The following is a 16,962-nucleotide window of genomic DNA, read 5'->3' as shown; positions in this document are numbered from 1 at the left end:
CATGGTGAGCTTGTCGAACCACGCACGATGGTCATGCAACCAGATCAGGCGAACTCCATAATCACCGCATCCACGGCCAGGCTGTCACCCTGCTTGGCATTGATGGCCGATACGGTCAGATCGCGGTCGGCGCGCAGCACGTTTTCCATCTTCATGGCTTCGACGATCGCCAGCGTTTCACCCGCCTTCACCTCCTGACCCTCCGCCACGTTGATCGAGACGATCAGACCGGGCATCGGGCACAGCAGCATCTTGGATGTGTCCGGCGGCAGTTTCACCGGCATCAGTTTTTCCAGCGCCGCCACATGCGTCTGCATGGCATGGCCGATCACCGACATGCCTTTCCAGTCGATGCGCACGCCGTTGAGCACGGGACGCAGCTGCGCCTTTATCGCGCGGTCGTCGATATAGCCGTCCCAGACCGCATCGCCGGGCCGCCAGTCGCTGCGGATGGTGATGGCTTCGCCGCCATGCAGCGACAGTTCGATCTTGACCGGCGGCTTGGCCACGCTGCGGTGAATTTTCGCCGGCACGTATTCATCGTTGATCCGAACCTCCCATTCGGCGCGGATCCTGCCCGTATGCGGCCGCAGGCGGTCGCTGAGGCCGTCGAGACGGCCCTTGCGCACCAGTTCCACCACAAGGGCAATGGCAGCCAGCACGTCCCTGTCCCCGGCCGTTGGTGCAATCGGGTGGAAACCGTCTGGAAATTCTTCCGCGATGAAGCCGGTGGACAGCCGCCCTTCCCGCCAGCGCGGATGCTGCATCAGTGCGGCCAGGAACGGGATGTTATGCTCGATGCCGTCGACCACGAAGGTATCGAGCGCATCGGCCATGGCGTCGATGGCTTCCAGCCGGGTCGGCGCCCAGGTGCAGAGCTTTGCCACCATGGGGTCGTAGAACATCGAAATTTCCGACCCTTCCGTCACGCCGGTATCGTTGCGGATGATGGCCTTGCCGATCGGGCCTTCGCTTGGCGGGCGGTAGCGCGTCAGGCGGCCGATCGACGGCAGGAAATTGCGGTAGGGATCTTCGGCATAAAGGCGGCTTTCGATGGCCCAGCCGTTCAGCTTGATGTCCGACTGCTTCAGCGCGAGCTTTTCGCCCGCCGCCACGCGGATCATCTGCTCGACCAGATCGATGCCGGTGATCAGTTCGGTCACCGGATGTTCTACCTGCAGGCGGGTGTTCATCTCGAGGAAATAAAAGTTGCGGTTCTTGTCGACAATGAACTCGACTGTTCCGGCGCTCTGGTAGTCCACCGCCTTGGCCAGGGCCACGGCCTGCTCGCCCATGGCCTTGCGGGTGGCCTCGTCGAGGAATGGTGACGGGGCTTCTTCCACCACCTTCTGGTTGCGGCGCTGCACCGAGCACTCGCGCTCACCGAGATAAATGCAGTTGCCAAAACTGTCGCCCAGCACCTGGATTTCGATGTGGCGCGGCTCGACCACGAATTTTTCGATGAAAACCCGGTCATCCCCGAACGAATTGCGCGCTTCCGAGGTGGCGCGTTCAAAGCCGTCGCGCACTTCGCTCTCGTCCCAGGCAATGCGCATGCCCTTGCCGCCGCCGCCGGCGGAGGCCTTGATCATCACGGGATAACCGATCTCACCGGCGATCTTTTCCGCATGCGCCGCATCGGTGATGATGTCGAGAAAGCCCGGCACGGTGTTCACCTTGGCGGCATTGGCGAATTTCTTCGATTCGATCTTGTCGCCCATGGCGATGATCGCCCTGGGTTTCGGCCCGATGAAGACGATGCCCTGCTTCTCCAACGCTTCGCAAAAGGAGGCGCGCTCGGACAGGAAGCCATAGCCGGGATGAACGGCCTCAGCGCCGGTCGCCTTGCAGGCGGCAATGATCTTGTCGGCGACGAGATAGCTCTCGGAGGCCGCCGCCGGACCGATATGCACCGCCTCGTCAGCCATCTCGACATGAACAGCATCGCGATCCGCATCGGAATAGACCGCCACCGTGGCGATACCCATTTTCCTTGCCGACTTGATCACGCGGCAGGCAATTTCCCCACGGTTGGCAATCAGGATTTTCTTGAACACTTTTATGGACCTCCCGCACAAAATGCGCCTCTGGTTCTATTGCCAATGGCTGATTTGCTCAACTGCTATTGTCAGTGCTTGCATGGAAAGCAGGCCGGTTAATTGAAAGCGGGCTCCGGCGTTTTCTGCTTTTTCCCCTCGCGCCAGACCACATAGGCACCCGAGGCAATGATGATGGCAATGCCCAGCCATTTCGATGCGGTCGGAAACTCCTGGAATACGAACAGGCCGATGATGACGGCCATGACGATTTCCAGATATTGGAACGGCGCCAGCAGCGACGCCGGCGCAAGGCGCGAAGCCTGCACCACGAGGAGATGCCCGCCCGTGGCGATCGCGCCGATGGCAAACAAAAGGAACCAGGACATGCCGGTTGCGGGCGTGCCCAGCGTCATATCGCTGACGCCGAAGGCTGCACCGAAGAACAGCGCGACGATCACCGTCACCGTGCCGCCGATGCCCGCATAGAGCTGCATGACCAGCGGCGTGTCGTGCACGCCCAGGCGGCGGTTGAGAACGAGATAGACGGCAAACAGCGCCGCCGTGCCCAGCGGCAGCAGCGAAACCCAGCCGAACAGCTCCCAGCTCGGCTGGATGACGATCAGTGTCCCGATGAACCCGACCGCAACGGCAATGCGCCGGCGCCAGCCGACGGTTTCCTTCAGCACCACGGCCGAGAGCAGCGTCAGCATCAGCGGCTCGACGAAAAACACCGCCATGGCATCGGCAAGCGGCATGTATTTGACGGCGGCAAAGAAGCACAGGCTGCCGATGCCCATCAGAAAACCACGCAGCAGATTGCCCCAGAGGTTGTGCGGCTTGAGCGAGCGCATGCCGGTCAGCGCCACGATGATCAGCATGGTCAGGATCGTCTGGACGACGAAGCGCGACAGCGTCACCGTGGCCGGCGGCAGGCTGTCCACCGTCGACAGCCATTTGGCGATGGCATCCATCATCGGCAGGATAAACATCGCACCGGCCATCGTTCCGACGCCCCTCATTTGCGGCGAGGTTGTGTTTTGCATGGTGCGGCCTTTCCGGGACAAATGGCTCAGGTGGGACCCCAGCCATATCGGCTCTGCGGAAAAATGCAATCATCCGCATAATGCAAAATGGAAGCAAAATGCCGCCGGATTTGACTTTTCTGCTTCCAAATGGTGCAAAAGCTTTCGTCTACACTTTAAAAACAAGAAAAAGATGGAGAAAGCCATGAATTTCATCTCCAACATCATCACTGCCATGCCCGACACGGACACGCTGGGTGGCCGCCTTTCCCGCGCGCGCGATGCCAAGTCGATGACGGTGGCGCAGCTTGCGGTGCGTGTCGGCGTCAAGCCGGAAACCATCGCCGCCTGGGAATCCGACCGGTCGGAGCCCGGTGTCCACCGCCTGTTCATGCTGGCCGGATCGCTCGGGGTCACGCAGACCTGGCTCATACACGGGGTCGGACAATCGCCCGACGAGAGCGACACGGCGGACGAAAACCGCCTGCTGAAAAGCCAGATCGCCAATCTCAAGGCTCTGCACCAGGAGCTGGGCGAGCGGATCGAAGAGCTCGAAAAAGCCGTGTCGCGCCTCAAAGCCGCTTGAAACTTGGGTTTTAACCGCATAGTTCTGTGGTGAATCCCGGAACAGATCACGAACGCCCATCGCGTTTCCCGGCGAAGCATGTCAAGATTGCCGGTGATTCGCAGCCCCTGTAGCATTGGCCAAAATACGATATGGATGACAATAACGACCTCTTTTCAGCGGTAGTCAAAACAGCCCGGGAACGCCAGGCAGCGGTGGACCAGACCAGGGTCGAACCTGCCGCGACGCCGGTGGCACCGCCTGTGAAAATCGCACCGGTTGCGGCAGCGAAGGCCCCGGCACGGGCCGCCCCCGACAGCAGCGGCGGCTACAATGCGGCACAGATCCAGGTTCTCGATGGTCTCGAACCCGTTCGCCGCCGTCCGGGCATGTATATCGGCGGCACCGACGAGCGGGCGATGCACCATCTCTTTGCCGAAGTCATCGACAACTCGATGGACGAGGCGGTTGCTGGACACGCCAACTTCATCGATATCGAACTGGACGAGAACGGCTATCTCTCGGTTACCGACAATGGCCGCGGCATCCCCGTCGATCCGCATCCCGATCCCAAGCAGCTTGGCAAATCCGCGCTCGAAGTCATCATGACCACCCTGCATGCGGGCGGCAAATTCGATTCCGACGTCTACGAAACATCGGGCGGTCTGCACGGCGTCGGCATATCGGTGGTGAACGCCCTGTCCGATCACGTGGAAGTGGAAGTGGCCCGCAACCGGCGCCTCTACCGCCAGCGGTTCTCGCGCGGCCATCCGCTCGGACCGATCGAGGATGTCGGCGAGGTGCACAACCGTCGCGGCACGCGCGTGACCTTCCATCCGGACCCGGAGATTTTCGGCCAGGGCGCCAAGTTCGATCCGGCCCGGCTTTTCAAGATGGCCCGGTCAAAGGCCTATCTCTTCGGCGGCGTTGAAATCCGCTGGAACTGCGCGCCATCCCTGCTCGACCCGAAGGACCCGACACCCGACAAGGCGGTGTTTCACTTCCCCGGCGGGTTGAAGGATTATCTGGCGGCATCGCTCGGCAAGGATTTTCAGGTCACGCGCGACATGTTCGCAGGCAGGACGGAAAAGTCCGGCGGGCACGGCGCGCTGGAATGGGCGGTTGCCTGGTATGGCGGCGACGGCTTTGTCCATTCCTACTGCAACACGATTCCCACAGGCGAAGGCGGCACGCATGAGGCGGGCCTGCGCATCGCCCTCACCCGCGGCCTGAAAGCCTATGCGGAACTGACCGGCAACAAGCGCGCCTCGATCATCACCACCGATGACGTGATGATCTCGTCGGCGGCCATGCTCTCGGTGTTCATCCGCGAACCGGAATTCGTCGGCCAGACCAAGGACAAGCTTGCCACGGTCGAAGCGCAGCGCATTGTCGAAAATGCCATCCGCGATCCATTCGATCATTGGCTTGCCGCCTCGCCGCAGGAAGCATCGAAGCTGCTGGACTGGGTGGTGGAGCGTGCGGACGAGCGCGTGAAGCGCCGCCAGGAAAAGGAAGTCAACCGCAAGTCGGCGGTGCGCAAGCTGCGCCTGCCGGGCAAGCTTGCCGATTGCACCCAGACCGGTGCGCTCGGCGCCGAACTCTTCATCGTCGAGGGTGATTCCGCCGGCGGCTCGGCCAAGCAGGCGCGGGACCGCGCCACGCAGGCGGTGCTGCCGCTGCGCGGCAAGATTCTCAACGTCGTCAGCGCCGGACGGGAAAAGATGACGGCCAACCAGCAGATCGGCGACCTGATCCAGGCGCTCGGCTGCGGCACGCGGTCAAAATACCGCGATGAAGACCTGCGCTATGACCGCATTATCATCATGACCGATGCCGACGTCGACGGTGCGCACATCGCTTCGCTGCTCATCACCTTCTTCTATCAGGAAATGCCGGAACTCATCCGCAACGGCCACCTGTTCCTCGGCGTGCCGCCGCTCTACCGCATCGCCCAGGGTGGCAAGGTCGCCTATGCCCGCGATGATGCGCACAAGGATGAACTGATGCGCACGCTGTTCACCGGCAAGGGCAAGATCGAGATCGGACGGTTCAAGGGCCTCGGCGAAATGCGCGCCGACCAGCTCAAGGAAACGACGATGGACCGCAAGAAGCGCACGCTTTTGCGGGTGCAGATCGACGAGGAGTGGATCGAGGAAACAAAACTCGCGGTCGATGATCTGATGGGCACGAAACCGGAAGCCCGCTTCCGCTTCATCCAGGACCGCGCCGCGTTCGTGGAAGAGCTGGACATCTGATATTCGGCGATGAAACCTGTTTCAAATGGCGGTGCTTTGCATCGCCATTTTTTGTTTAATCCCTTTTCACCCCCCTCTGGGCTGCCGCCCATCTCCCCCACAAGGGGGGAGATCAGCTTTCACAATTGTTTCGGCCAACCTTCAAGGGTGAAAGCTAAGCGGGATGAGTGATGCCGATGCGATCTCCCCCCTTGTGGGGGAGATGTCCGGCAGGACAGAGGGGGGTGAAAAGTGATCTCGCTGAAACTTATCCACCACGTCCCAAGCCGGGATATTCTCATCCCTGTCCTTTCCGGCGGGAATGCTTCCGGAAACCTTCGAAAGTCGGGAAAGGATCGGCACTTCGTCCCGCAGGGAAAACCTGCGGGGCGAGGAGGTTGCGCTGACGCTGTGCGCGTTTCCGATGAGGAAACAAGGCAGAACAGGCAAGACCTGAAATCGCCGGGGCGGGTGGTCCGAGGATCGCAAGCATCGCATACCGCATACCCCAAGACCCGCGTTCCAGGGACCGCCCGTCTTTCCTCTTTTGCAATGGCCAGATGCGATCGCGGGCGTGGCAAGGCAATGCCGCGCCCGGCGCATGCAAAGAGCGCCGTTTCCGGCGCCCTTGATACGAAGGCAAGTTGTTCTAGATGTGCAGCGCGTGGCCCAGCGCCTTGAGCGCGGCTTCCTGAAACCCCTCGCCCTGCGTCGGATGCGCATGGATGGTTCCGGCGATGTCTTCCAGCCGCGCGCCCATTTCCATGGCCAGCGCAAACGAGGCCGACAGTTCGGAGACGCCATGGCCGACGGCCTGAATGCCGAGGATGAGATGATTGCTGGCGGCAGCCACCACCCGGACAAAGCCCTCCTCGCCTTCCTTGGTCATGGCGCGGCCATTGGCGGCAAAGGGAAACATCCCGATCTTGACCTCATGCCCGGCCTGCTTGGCCTCATCCGGCGACAGGCCCACCGTGACGATTTCCGGATCGGTGAAGCAGACAGCGGCAATGGCGCGCTTGTCCCAGCTGCGGTTCTCGCCCGCAACGATTTCCGCCACCATCTCGCCCTGCGCCATGGCGCGGTGCGCCAGCATGGGTTCGCCGGTGACATCGCCGATGGCATAGACGCCGCGCATGGAGGTGCGGCACTTGTCGTCAATGCGGACAAAGCGGCCATCCATGTCGATGTCGATCTCTTCCAGCCCCCAGCCTGAGGTGACAGGCTTGCGCCCGACCGTAACGAGGATCTTGTCGGCGGCAATGCGCTCGTCCTTGCCGTCGGCGGTTTCGATCAACAGCGCATCGCCCTTGCTGCTGACCCCCTTGGCCTTGGCGCCGGTCAGCACGGTGATGCCGAGCGTGTTCAGGTGCTTGACCACCGGGCGGGTCAGCTCCGCATCATATTGCGGCAGCACCTTCGGCTGGGCTTCGACAACCGTGACCTTGGACCCCAGCTTGGCATAGGCCGTGCCGAGTTCGAGCCCGATATAGCCGCCGCCAACCACGACGAGCTTTTCCGGAACGTCCGGCAGCGAAAGCGCTTCGGTCGAGGAAATGACATTGCCGCCGAACGGCAGCGAGGGCACCTCGACCGGCGCCGAACCGGTGGCGATGACGACGTTTTCGGCGCGGATGATCTGCAGGCCGGTCAGGGTTTCCACCTCGATGGTCTTGCCGTCACGGAAGCGGGCCTTGCCGGTGACGATCTTGACGTTTGCCTTCTTGAGCAGGCCGGCAACGCCGTTGTTGAGGCGGCTGACGATACCGTCCTTCCAGGCGATGGTTTTGCTGAAATCGATGGCCGGTTCGGCAACCGAGATGCCAAGCGGCGTCTGCCGGGCGGCGAAATGCGCCACCTTGGCGAATTCATCGGCCGCGTGGATCAGCGCCTTGGACGGAATGCAGCCGACGAGCAGGCAGGTGCCGCCGACCTTCGCCGCCTCGACGATCACCGTATCGACATTGAGCTGTCCGGCGCGGATGGCGCAGACATAGCCGCCGGGGCCAGCGCCGATGACCAGCAGCTTGCAGGAAATATCTTTCATCGGATCAACCCTCCACGAATATCAGCGCTGGCGTTTCGAGCAGCGTCTTGATCCGCTGAATGAAGACTGCGGCGTCCCAGCCGTCGATCACGCGGTGATCGAAGCTTGAGGACAGGTTCATCATCTTGCGCGGAATGAAGGCCGCGCCATCCCACACTGGCCGGGTCATCATCTTGTTGACGCCGATGATGGCGACTTCGGGATAGTTGATCACCGGGGTGGTGACGATACCGCCCATGCTGCCCAGCGAGGTGACGGTGATGGTCGAACCGGTCAGCTGCTCGCGCGTTGCCGTGCCCGTCTTGGCCGCTTCGGCCAGAAGATTGACTTCCGCGGCGCAGCCCCAGAGATCGCGCGCTTCTGCATGTTTGACCACGGGCACCACGAGGCCGGACGGCGTCTGTGCGGCGATGCCGATATGCACCCCGCCATGCTGGTGGATGATGTTGGCATCATCGTCATAAAGCGCATTCAGCTGCGGCTGTTCGGCGATGGCTTTCACCATGGCGCGCATCAGGAACGGCAGCAGCGTCAGTTTCGGCTGGTCGGCGCGCTTTTTGCCGTTGAGCAGGGCACGCAGTTCCTCCAGCGAGGTAACATCGATCTCCTCGACATAGGTGATGTGCGGGATGTGCGATTTGGCTATCGCCATCTTTTCCGCAATCTTGCGGCGCAGGCCCACCACCTTGATTTCCTTGACCGATGTATCCGGCGCAAGACCGGAGACCACGGGCTTTTGCGAACCACGGGCAAAGAAGGTGTCGAGATCTTCATGGGTGATGCGTCCGGCGGGACCAGTGCCGGTCACCTGACGCAGGTCGACACCCGCCTCCCGCGCCCGCAGGCGCACCGCCGGCGGGGCCAGCGGCTTGTCGCCCTCGGCGCGCGGCGCGCCAACGGTGACTGGCGCGGATACCGGTGCATGGACAACCGGAGCAGCGGGCTTTTCAACCTTGATCTCCGGCTTTGGTTCCGCCTTGGCAGGCTGAGGCTTCGGCTCTTCAGCCTTGACCGGCTTCGCCGGTTCCGCCGCGGGCGCATGGCCCTCGCCTTCGACCTTCAGGCGGATGATCGGCGAACCGATGGCAATCACCTGCCCGATCTCGCCGCCCAGCCAGAGGATTTCACCGTCTACAGGAGACGGAATTTCAACGGTCGCCTTGTCGGTCATGACGGCGGCGAGGATCATGTCCTCGCGCACGAGATCACCGACCTTCACATGCCATTCGACGAGTTCGGCCTCTGCAACGCCTTCACCGACATCCGGCAGCTTGATGACAAATTCACCCATCGTCTGCTCCTACCCTTCCAGCGTTTCAAGAAATGCACGGCCAACGCGCGCGGGACCGGGGAAATAGTCCCACTCCTGCGCATGCGGATAGGGCGTATCCCAGCCCGTCACCCGCGCCACCGGCGCTTCCAGATTGTAGAAGCAATGCTGCTGGACGAGTGCGGCGAGTTCCGCGCCGAAACCGGAGGTCAGCGTTGCCTCATGCACGATGACGCAGCGGCCCGTCTTGGTGACGGATTCGACGATGGTTTCCAGATCGAGCGGCAGCAGCGTGCGCAGATCGATGATCTCCGCATCGATGCCGGTCTCCTCGGCGGCAGCTTCCGCCACATAGACCATGGTGCCATAGGCAAGCACGGTCAACTGTTTGCCCTCGCGGCGCTTGATGGCCTTGCCCAGCGGCACCGTGTAATGCCCGTCCGGCACCTCGCCCAGCTCATGCTTCGACCACGGCGTCACCGGCCGGTCATGATGGCCGTCGAACGGACCGTTGTAGAGCCGCTTCGGTTCGAGGAAGATCACCGGGTCCGGGTCTTCGATGGATGCAATGAGCAGGCCCTTGGCATCGTGCGGATTGGACGGCACGACGACCTTCAGACCGGATACATGCGTGAACAGCGCTTCCGGGCTCTGGCTGTGGGTCTGGCCGCCGAAAATGCCGCCGCCCGCCGGCATACGGATGACAAGCGGCGCGGTAAAGCCGCCATTGGAACGGTAGCGCAGGCGCGCCGCTTCCGAAACGATCTGGTCATAGGCCGGATAGACATAGTCGGCGAACTGGATTTCGACGCAGGGTTTCAGGCCGTAGGCCGCCATGCCGATGGCGGCACCGACGATACCGCCTTCGCTGATCGGCGCATCGAAACAGCGGGTCTTGCCGTATTTGGCCTGCAGGCCGTGGGTGCAGCGGAACACACCGCCAAAGAAACCCACGTCTTCACCGAACACGACCACATTGTCGTCGCGTTCCATCATCACATCCATCGCGTCGCGGATGGCTTCAATCATTGTCTTACGCGGCATCGCTCACACTCCCGCCTGCTGGCGCTGACGACGCAGATGCGGCGGCATTTCCTCATAGACACCCTCGAACATGTCGCGCGCCGACGGCTTGCCGCCCGCATGCAACGTGCCAAAACTTTCGGCTTCCTTCTGGGCGGTGATCACGCTGTCGAGAATTTCCGCTTCGGCCTGGGTGTGGCGCTCCTCCGACCAGACGCCGCGCCCGATCAAGTGGTTCTTCAGCCGCATGACGGGATCGCCAAGCGGCCAGGCATCGGATTCGGTTTTCGGCCGGTAGGCTGACGGATCGTCCGAGGTGGAATGCGCCCCGGCACGGTAGGTGACATATTCGACGATGGTCGGGCCGAGATTGCGCCGCGCCCGCTCGATGGCCCATTTGGCCACGGCGAAAACGGCGAGATAGTCATTGCCGTCAACCCGCAAGGCAGGCATGCCGAAGCCGAGGCCGCGCGCGGCGAAGGTGCCGGCACCGCCGCGGGCAATGCCCTGGAAGGTGGAGATCGCCCACTGGTTGTTGACGATGTTGAGGACAACCGGAGCCTTGTAGGTGGAGGCAAAGACCAGTGCGGCGTGGAAATCCGATTCCGCCGTCGATCCGTCGCCGATCCAGCCAGCCGCGATCTTGGTGTCCTTCTTGATCGCCGATGCCATGGCCCAGCCGACGGCCTGGATATACTGCGTCGCCAGATTGCCGGAAATCGAGAAGAACCCATGTTCTTTCGAGGAATACATGATGGGAAGCTGGCGGCCCTTGAGCGGATCTCGTTCGTTGGAATAGATCTGGCACATCATCTCGACCATCGGGTAGCCGCCGGCAATCAGAAGACCGGCCTGACGATAGGTTGGGAAATTCATGTCGCCCGGCGACAGCGCCATGCGGAACGCGCAGCTCACGGCTTCTTCGCCCAGATGCTGCATGTAGAAGGAGGTTTTGCCCTGCCGCTGGGCGATCTGCATGCGCGCATCGAAGGTGCGCAGCGTCATCATGTGGCGCAGGCCTTCAACCAGCTGCTCGTCCGTCAGTTCGCCAGCCCAGGGGCCGACAGCCTCGCCATCGCGGTTGAGAACACGGATGATCGAAAACGCCAGATCGCGGATTTCCTCCGGATTGGCATCGACGGGCGGACGGCGCACCGAACCCGCTTCGGGAATGTTCACATTGGAAAAATCCGGCTCGCCGCCGGGACGCACGGCCGGTTCCGGCACGTGCAGGCTTAGTGGACCAAATTCACTCGTGGAATCATCGGGCATTCAGCAGACCTCCCAGTCACGCGACGTTTCCGCACTCTACCATGAAATATTAGGTCAGTAATACTGTCTTATTATTCCGCCCTGCTCTCTCAAAATGCCTGCAAGCATCAATATCCGGCGCCAACAATATGAAATCTATGATCATTCCGGTGTAGCCTCGCGACCGGGCCACGGCGCTGCACCGGAAAAAAGCAATTTTGCATCACCGAACATGCGGCGCGCATATTCATTCGTTCACACGGGCATCGGATTTTGTAATCAAATGCGTGCTCATGGCGAAAAAAGCCGGGTCAGGCGGCGGCGATGGCCAGGGCGTGGCTGCGCGCATTCTCCCGAATCGCTTCCAGATAAATCTTGCGCAGGAGCGACTGCATGCCGTCATTGGCCGCGGTCAGGTCGTGCGCCGATACTGGCTTTTCCGGCGCCAGACGCTCCATCATACGACGCGTGACTTCCTGCGGCCCGATGGCCAGCTTGCCATTGGCGACATCGCGCCAGGCATGCAGCGCGACGCGCAGCGGCTGGTGTGTGCTGTCGGGCAGTCCGGCGGCACTGAACAGCGCGCCGAGCGCCGCATCGCGGCCATCGATCAAAAGGTTGCGCACCCGGGCAAGGTTGTGCCCGGACAGCGCCACCAGAATGGCACCGAAGAAATCGATCTTGCCGGAAGCAACAATGCGGATGACAAAGGCGGTGGTCAGGTCGCCGCGCAGCTGCAAATGCTCGATCAGCGCCGGATATTGCGCTGGCGGCGTTTCGGCAACCAGACTAATCGAGGCCTTGACGCAGGCTTCACTGGTGACGCGCCTGGCACGGCGCTCGCCCATCAGGGCCATGACCATATCCATCTGACACAGGGCTTCGGCCACCTTGATCGCCAGCGCATGGCGGCAATCGGCGGGCAAGCGGTCATCGTCGGCGAGCAGCGACCGGATATCGGCGACATGGCCAAGGCGCTCGACCAGACGACGGAAACTGATATCGGCAATCTCGGCGCGGCTGTTGGCCAGCAGTTCGAGAATGGCAACCGGTTCGGCGATCTCGATGAGGGCAGCGCTGACGGCAAAGGACACCTTGGCCCTGCCCGCAATCACCCTCTGGCTTTCCGCGCAGCCGCCGGCAATGCAGTCGATGAGGTCAATATCGGTCAGCACCGTCGAACGCGCCAGCATGTAGGCCGCGATTTCCGCCTGATCGCGCGCCAGCCCGGCGACGATGTGAGCGGGCGCATGGGCGCTGGTGGAGAAAGCTTCGGCCAGGGTGAGGCGCACTTTTGGCGACGGGTCGTCCAGCAGCAGCGTCAGCGCCGCCTCCGCCGCACAGCGATCCTCGAAGGCGCGTCCGGTTTCGAGATAGACATGGGCCAGCGCGCCTGCGGCATGGCAACGCTGCGCCGCAGAAGCATGTCCGACCATCGCCAGATAATGCTGTATTGTCATGAATTTTATACCCCAAGCCCTTATTGCAACCGAGGCTAGCGGCAAAAGGTTTACGATCGGTTCACCATGTCGATTAACCATGTTCAATCAGTCACAAAGCAGAAGTTTATGCTGCCGTGTTGCGAACCTGCCGAAGCCGACCTAGTCTTTTGCAAAAATTCGCATTGAGGAGACGCCAGCACATGGCCGGACTGTATCTGGAAGAATTCGAAGTCGGGCACGTGTTCAATCACAGCCTGCGCAAGACCATCACCGAGAGCGACAACATGCTGTTTTCGGTCATGACGCTCAACACGCAGCCGCTGCATATCGATTTCGACTTCGCCGCCAAGACCGAATGGGGCAAGCCGCTGGTCAATTCGCTGTTCACGCTCGGCCTGATGATCGGCATCTCCGTCAACGACACCACCATCGGCACGACGATTGCCAATCTGGGCATGACCGACGTGACCTTCCCCGCGCCGTTGTTCCATGGGGATACGGTGCGGGTGGAGACAACGGTGCTTTCAACGCGGCCGTCCCAATCCAAGCCGGATCGCGGCATCGTCGTGTTCGAGCACCGCGCCTACAATCAGAACGGTGTTCTCGTCGCCAAATGCACGCGCCAGGCGATGATGAAATCCCGGAGCGCTGCCTGATGCGCTCGCTTTTGTTCGTGCCGGGCGATTCGGAAAAGAAGCTGGAAAAGGGACTCACCAGCGGCGCCGATGTGCTGCTGATTGATCTGGAGGATTCGGTCAGCGCCGAGCGCAAGGCTGCGGCCCGGCAGATCGCGGCGGATTTCCTCAAATCGAATCGCGATCAAAATTCGCCGCGCCTGTTCGTGCGCATCAATGATCTGACCAGCGGATTGGCCGATGCCGATCTGGATGCGGTGATGCCGTCGCTTCCCCATGGCATCCTGCTGCCGAAATCCAACAGCGGCAAGGATGTAACGCGCCTTTCGGCCAAGCTGAACGTGCATGAGGCTCTCGCCGGCGCTACGGAAGGCGTGACGCAAATTCTTGCAATCATCACGGAAACCGCCTTGGGCACGCTTTCGACGGCAAGCTATCCCGACGCATCGTCCCGGCTGATCGGTCTCACCTGGGGTGCGGAAGACCTGTCGGCGGTCATCGGCGCGCGTGCAGTGCGCGATGACAACGGGCGTTATACGGATGTTTTCCGGCTGGCGCGGGCCCTGACCGTTCTCGGCGCTTCGGCCGCCGATGTCGCCGCCATCGATACGGTCTACATCAACTACAAGGACGATGCCGGACTTGCCCGCGAATGCGCCGAAGCGGAACGCGACGGTTTTACCGCAAAGCTTGCGATCCATCCGGCGCAGGTCCCGGTGATCAACGCCGTGTTCACGCCCTCGGCCGAAGCGGTGGCACAGGCGCAAAAGATCATCCGGGCCTTCGCCGAGGATCCCGCAGCTGGCGTCATCGGCATTGACGGGCTGATGTTCGACCGCCCGCATCTGCGCCGGGCGGAACGGCTGATGGGGCGGGTTGGTGCTGCTTAGGCCGTTCGACGGCATGCCTGACAGTGCGTGGTTCGACAAGCTCACCATGAGGGATGAAGCGAGTTGCAGGGCGGCTGTATTCTGCAAGGCCTGTGATGAGCCTTGCAATCAACCACTTCCCTCATGGTGAGCTTGTCAAACCACGCACTTCGGTAAGTGCAAGGCTTTTTACCTCACCCCTCCCATTTCGGCCGGAACATCTGAAACGTTTCCGACACCGTAGCAAAGTCCATGTAGCCAAGCCGCGACACCGGCTGCGCCTTGGTCATGTCGACAAGGCCGTTGGTCAGGATCGCCTCGTCAATGTGAACGCCGACGACTTCGCCGGTGACCATGATTGCCTGCACCGGATTGCCGTGACGGTCGGTCGGATGGCGGATGTCGGTGACGACGCATTCCAGCGTTGCAAAGGCTTCCGCCACGCGCGGCGCGCCGATCAGCCGGCAGTCGGCGGCATTGAGGCCGGCATAGTCGAACTCGCTGACGCCGCGCGGCGCATTGACCGAGGTCTTGTTCATCGCCACTGACAGATTGGCGCTGACGAGATTGGCGGCAAATTCCCGCGTTTCCTCGATGAACGTGACGCTGTCCTTGCGCCCCTCCGAGGAAAACATGATCAGGCAGGGTTTCGTGCTGATCATGTTGAAGAAGGAATAAGGCGCCAGGTTGATTTTGCCCTCCGCCGAACGGCTGGATATCCAGCCGATGGGACGGGGCGAAACGATGGCCTTCAAGGGATCGTGCGGCAGGCCATGGCCATCATCGAACTTGTAGAACATGGCGGCTCAGCCCTTCCACGGTCCGGCATATTCGGACAGGATATCCTTTACCTCCGGACGCGGGCGCTCCGGCACTTTCGTGTCGCAGCTGCCGATATGGACAAAACCCGCCACCCGCTCATGCGGCGCCAGCCCGAGCAGCGCCCGGCCCTTCTCATCGGATGAATACCAGTTGCTGATCCAGTTGGTGGCATAGCCAAGGCCGTTGGCCGCGTGGACGAGGTTCATCGCCGCCGCGCCGGAGGACAGGAACTGCTCCCATTCCGGAATGTGATGATCAACCTTGGAGAAGATCACGCCGATGACCAGCGGCGCGCGGGCAAAGCGCTTCAGCTCCTGCTCGCGCCGCTGTTCGGTCAGCGGCCCTTCCCGCTCCTCGGCCAGATCGGCGAGATATTTGCCGACCTCGACGCGCGCATCGCCGCGATAGAGGACAAAACGCCAGGGTGTCAGGCGGCCATGATCGGGCACCCGCGCGGCGATGCGGACCATGGTTTCGATCTCCGCATCGCTTGGACCGGGAAGGCCAATGGCGGAAATGGGGGTTGAGCTGCGCTGCGACAGAAATTCAATGATGGGAGAAGGCATGAAACGGGGTACCAGATGCTGTTTTTCGAATGGGCGGACAATGTCGCGGTTTCACCGGCCGTGTAAAGTCATGATCGCGTGAAAAAGCCTTGAAATTGCCACCGGCTTCGGATCAAAACAGTGCATGGGCATATTCGACACTCAGAAAGCGGGCTTCGGCTCCGGCACATCCTGGATTTTGCCGGCGGCACTGGCAGCAACCCTGTTGACCACGGGCCTGCTGACCACGGGTGCCCGGGCGCAGGCGCTTGCACCCGATATCGCCACGCCCGATGTGGAATTGCCGTCGATCCCCAACCTCAACCAATATGCCAACCCGAAAGCCCCGGCCAACAATCCGCTTGCCACGGAAGCCGAGCTGGTCCTGTCGGCGAAACTGGCGGAGAACGGCGAAAACATCGGCCGCGGCCTCGTCTGGCGCGTGTTCTCACCGGACGCCGATGCGGATGGCAAGCTGCCCCTGCTGGCAACGGCCAAGGGTGGCACCACCGCGTTCAACCTCGCCCCCGGCAGCTATCTCGTGCATGTGGCCTTCGGCCGGGCGGGCGCCACCAAGCGCATCACCATGACCCGCGCCAAGCGCAACGAGACGATGATTCTCGACGCGGGCGGCGTCAAGCTCAACGCGGTTCTGTCCGGCGGCGCGCGCATCCCGCAGGACCAGCTGCGATTCTCCATCTATGAGGACCACGAGGACGCCAGCGGCGAACGGGCGCTGATCATCCCCGACGTCAAGCCTGAAAGCGTGGTGCGGCTGAATGCCGGGACCTATCAGATCGTCTCCAATTACGGCACGGCCAATGCGGTCATCCGCGCGGATATCCGCGTCGAGGCCGGCAAGATCACCGAGGCCAATGTGGAGCACCGTGCCGCGCAGCTGACGATGAAACTGGTGCGCGAGGCGGGCGGCGAAGCGCTTGCCGATACCGCCTGGTCGGTGCTGACGACCTCGGGCGACATCGTGCGCGAAAGCGTCGGCGCCTTCGCCTCCATGGTGCTGGCGGAAGGCGAATACGTCATCATCGCCAAGAACAAGGACAAGATTTACCAGCGCGATTTCAAGGTCGTTGCCGGGCGCAACCAGGATGTGGAACTTCTGGCGACCAACGGCGCCAGCGCCGCCTCCACCGCCAATCAGCCCGCCAGCGGCGACGATCCGCTGGACTGAGCCAGG

The 16,962-nt window shown here is 61.9% G+C and carries 14 protein-coding genes; 5 read left to right on the top strand and 9 right to left on the bottom strand.

Annotated features, from left to right (window positions below; genetic code table 11):
- Positions 1-44 precede the first annotated feature (44 nt).
- Both ACP7B1_RS07110 and ACP7B1_RS07105 read right to left on the bottom strand, forming a co-directional pair.
- The gene (locus ACP7B1_RS07110) at positions 45-2,057 is read right to left on the bottom strand and encodes an acetyl-CoA carboxylase biotin carboxylase subunit (protein WP_426136838.1); all 2,013 of its coding nucleotides are present in this window, start codon (positions 2,055-2,057) and stop codon (positions 45-47) included.
- Positions 2,058-2,155: 98 nt separating this feature from the next.
- Positions 2,156-3,082, bottom strand: a complete 927-nt coding sequence (locus ACP7B1_RS07105) for a DMT family transporter (RefSeq protein WP_346305110.1) — start codon at positions 3,080-3,082, stop codon at positions 2,156-2,158.
- Positions 3,083-3,266: 184 nt separating this feature from the next.
- Here ACP7B1_RS07105 and ACP7B1_RS07100 point away from each other — a divergent pair, with 184 nt between their 5' ends.
- Together ACP7B1_RS07100 and parE are read left to right on the top strand one after the other, a co-directional pair.
- Positions 3,267-3,647: a helix-turn-helix domain-containing protein gene (locus ACP7B1_RS07100; RefSeq protein WP_223615098.1), complete on the top strand. Its 381-nt coding sequence runs from the start codon at positions 3,267-3,269 to the stop codon at positions 3,645-3,647.
- Between the two features lie 131 nt (positions 3,648-3,778).
- A complete protein-coding gene (gene parE, locus ACP7B1_RS07095; RefSeq protein WP_346305109.1) occupies positions 3,779-5,884 on the top strand; it encodes a DNA topoisomerase IV subunit B in 2,106 nt (701 codons plus the stop codon).
- A 628-nt stretch (positions 5,885-6,512) separates the two neighbouring features.
- Here the strand turns inward: parE and lpdA are convergent.
- The 5 genes from lpdA to ACP7B1_RS07070 all read right to left on the bottom strand — a co-directional run bounded on the left by lpdA (position 6,513) and on the right by ACP7B1_RS07070 (position 12,914).
- Positions 6,513-7,910 (bottom strand): dihydrolipoyl dehydrogenase, encoded by a 1,398-nt coding sequence (gene lpdA, locus ACP7B1_RS07090; RefSeq protein ID WP_346306053.1) that lies wholly within the window; start codon positions 7,908-7,910, stop codon positions 6,513-6,515.
- 4 nt (positions 7,911-7,914) lie between these two features.
- The gene (locus ACP7B1_RS07085; protein WP_426136835.1) at positions 7,915-9,201 is read right to left on the bottom strand and encodes a dihydrolipoamide acetyltransferase family protein; all 1,287 of its coding nucleotides are present in this window, start codon (positions 9,199-9,201) and stop codon (positions 7,915-7,917) included.
- Positions 9,202-9,210: 9 nt separating this feature from the next.
- The gene (locus tag ACP7B1_RS07080; protein ID WP_403173524.1) at positions 9,211-10,224 is read right to left on the bottom strand and encodes an alpha-ketoacid dehydrogenase subunit beta; all 1,014 of its coding nucleotides are present in this window, start codon (positions 10,222-10,224) and stop codon (positions 9,211-9,213) included.
- A 3-nt stretch (positions 10,225-10,227) separates the two neighbouring features.
- A complete protein-coding gene (locus ACP7B1_RS07075) occupies positions 10,228-11,475 on the bottom strand; it encodes a 3-methyl-2-oxobutanoate dehydrogenase (2-methylpropanoyl-transferring) subunit alpha (protein ID WP_346305911.1) in 1,248 nt (415 codons plus the stop codon).
- Positions 11,476-11,765: 290 nt separating this feature from the next.
- The gene (locus tag ACP7B1_RS07070; protein WP_346305912.1) at positions 11,766-12,914 is read right to left on the bottom strand and encodes a DUF2336 domain-containing protein; all 1,149 of its coding nucleotides are present in this window, start codon (positions 12,912-12,914) and stop codon (positions 11,766-11,768) included.
- Between the two features lie 182 nt (positions 12,915-13,096).
- Between ACP7B1_RS07070 and ACP7B1_RS07065 the strand changes: the two genes are divergently transcribed.
- Together ACP7B1_RS07065 and ACP7B1_RS07060 are read left to right on the top strand one after the other, a co-directional pair.
- A complete protein-coding gene (locus ACP7B1_RS07065; protein ID WP_130269227.1) occupies positions 13,097-13,552 on the top strand; it encodes a MaoC family dehydratase in 456 nt (151 codons plus the stop codon).
- Positions 13,552-14,421 (top strand): CoA ester lyase, encoded by an 870-nt coding sequence (locus tag ACP7B1_RS07060; RefSeq protein WP_346305913.1) that lies wholly within the window; start codon positions 13,552-13,554, stop codon positions 14,419-14,421. Before ACP7B1_RS07065 ends, ACP7B1_RS07060 begins: the two co-directional genes overlap by 1 nt.
- Before the next feature lie 173 nt (positions 14,422-14,594).
- Here the strand turns inward: ACP7B1_RS07060 and ACP7B1_RS07055 are convergent, their stop codons facing one another.
- Positions 14,595-15,200: a flavin reductase family protein gene (locus tag ACP7B1_RS07055; RefSeq protein ID WP_346306630.1), complete on the bottom strand. Its 606-nt coding sequence runs from the start codon at positions 15,198-15,200 to the stop codon at positions 14,595-14,597.
- A 6-nt stretch (positions 15,201-15,206) separates the two neighbouring features.
- On the bottom strand, positions 15,207-15,788 hold the full coding sequence (locus ACP7B1_RS07050) for a nitroreductase family protein (RefSeq protein ID WP_223615112.1): 582 nt from the start codon (positions 15,786-15,788) through the stop codon (positions 15,207-15,209).
- Positions 15,789-15,912: 124 nt separating this feature from the next.
- Between ACP7B1_RS07050 and ACP7B1_RS07045 the strand changes: the two genes are divergently transcribed.
- Positions 15,913-16,956 carry a hypothetical protein gene (locus tag ACP7B1_RS07045; RefSeq protein WP_346306629.1) on the top strand — a complete coding sequence of 348 codons (1,044 nt, stop codon included), beginning with the start codon at positions 15,913-15,915 and terminating at the stop codon, positions 16,954-16,956.
- Positions 16,957-16,962 lie beyond the last annotated feature (6 nt).

Source organism: Phyllobacterium sp. SL163, from assembly GCF_049896885.1.
Taxonomy (GTDB): Bacteria; Pseudomonadota; Alphaproteobacteria; order Rhizobiales; family Rhizobiaceae; genus Phyllobacterium; species Phyllobacterium calauticae.
The sequence above is the reverse complement of the archived record's forward strand: the minus strand, read 5'-3'. Positions and strand labels throughout refer to the sequence as shown.

Bases quoted from the DNA above. Each gene is read 5' to 3' on its own strand.
- ACP7B1_RS07105 (WP_346305110.1), bottom strand. From the start codon at position 3,082: ATGCAAAACACAACCTCGCCGCAAATGAGGGGCGTCGGAACGATGGCC.
- ACP7B1_RS07100 (WP_223615098.1), top strand. From the start codon at position 3,267: ATGAATTTCATCTCCAACATCATCACTGCCATGCCCGACACGGACACG.
- parE (WP_346305109.1), top strand. From the start codon at position 3,779: ATGGATGACAATAACGACCTCTTTTCAGCGGTAGTCAAAACAGCCCGG.
- lpdA (WP_346306053.1), bottom strand. From the start codon at position 7,910: ATGAAAGATATTTCCTGCAAGCTGCTGGTCATCGGCGCTGGCCCCGGC.
- ACP7B1_RS07085 (WP_426136835.1), bottom strand. From the start codon at position 9,201: ATGGGTGAATTTGTCATCAAGCTGCCGGATGTCGGTGAAGGCGTTGCA.
- ACP7B1_RS07080 (WP_403173524.1), bottom strand. From the start codon at position 10,224: ATGCCGCGTAAGACAATGATTGAAGCCATCCGCGACGCGATGGATGTG.
- ACP7B1_RS07075 (WP_346305911.1), bottom strand. From the start codon at position 11,475: ATGCCCGATGATTCCACGAGTGAATTTGGTCCACTAAGCCTGCACGTG.
- ACP7B1_RS07070 (WP_346305912.1), bottom strand. From the start codon at position 12,914: ATGACAATACAGCATTATCTGGCGATGGTCGGACATGCTTCTGCGGCG.
- ACP7B1_RS07065 (WP_130269227.1), top strand. From the start codon at position 13,097: ATGGCCGGACTGTATCTGGAAGAATTCGAAGTCGGGCACGTGTTCAAT.
- ACP7B1_RS07060 (WP_346305913.1), top strand. From the start codon at position 13,552: ATGCGCTCGCTTTTGTTCGTGCCGGGCGATTCGGAAAAGAAGCTGGAA.
- ACP7B1_RS07055 (WP_346306630.1), bottom strand. From the start codon at position 15,200: ATGTTCTACAAGTTCGATGATGGCCATGGCCTGCCGCACGATCCCTTG.
- ACP7B1_RS07050 (WP_223615112.1), bottom strand. From the start codon at position 15,788: ATGCCTTCTCCCATCATTGAATTTCTGTCGCAGCGCAGCTCAACCCCC.
- ACP7B1_RS07045 (WP_346306629.1), top strand. From the start codon at position 15,913: ATGGGCATATTCGACACTCAGAAAGCGGGCTTCGGCTCCGGCACATCC.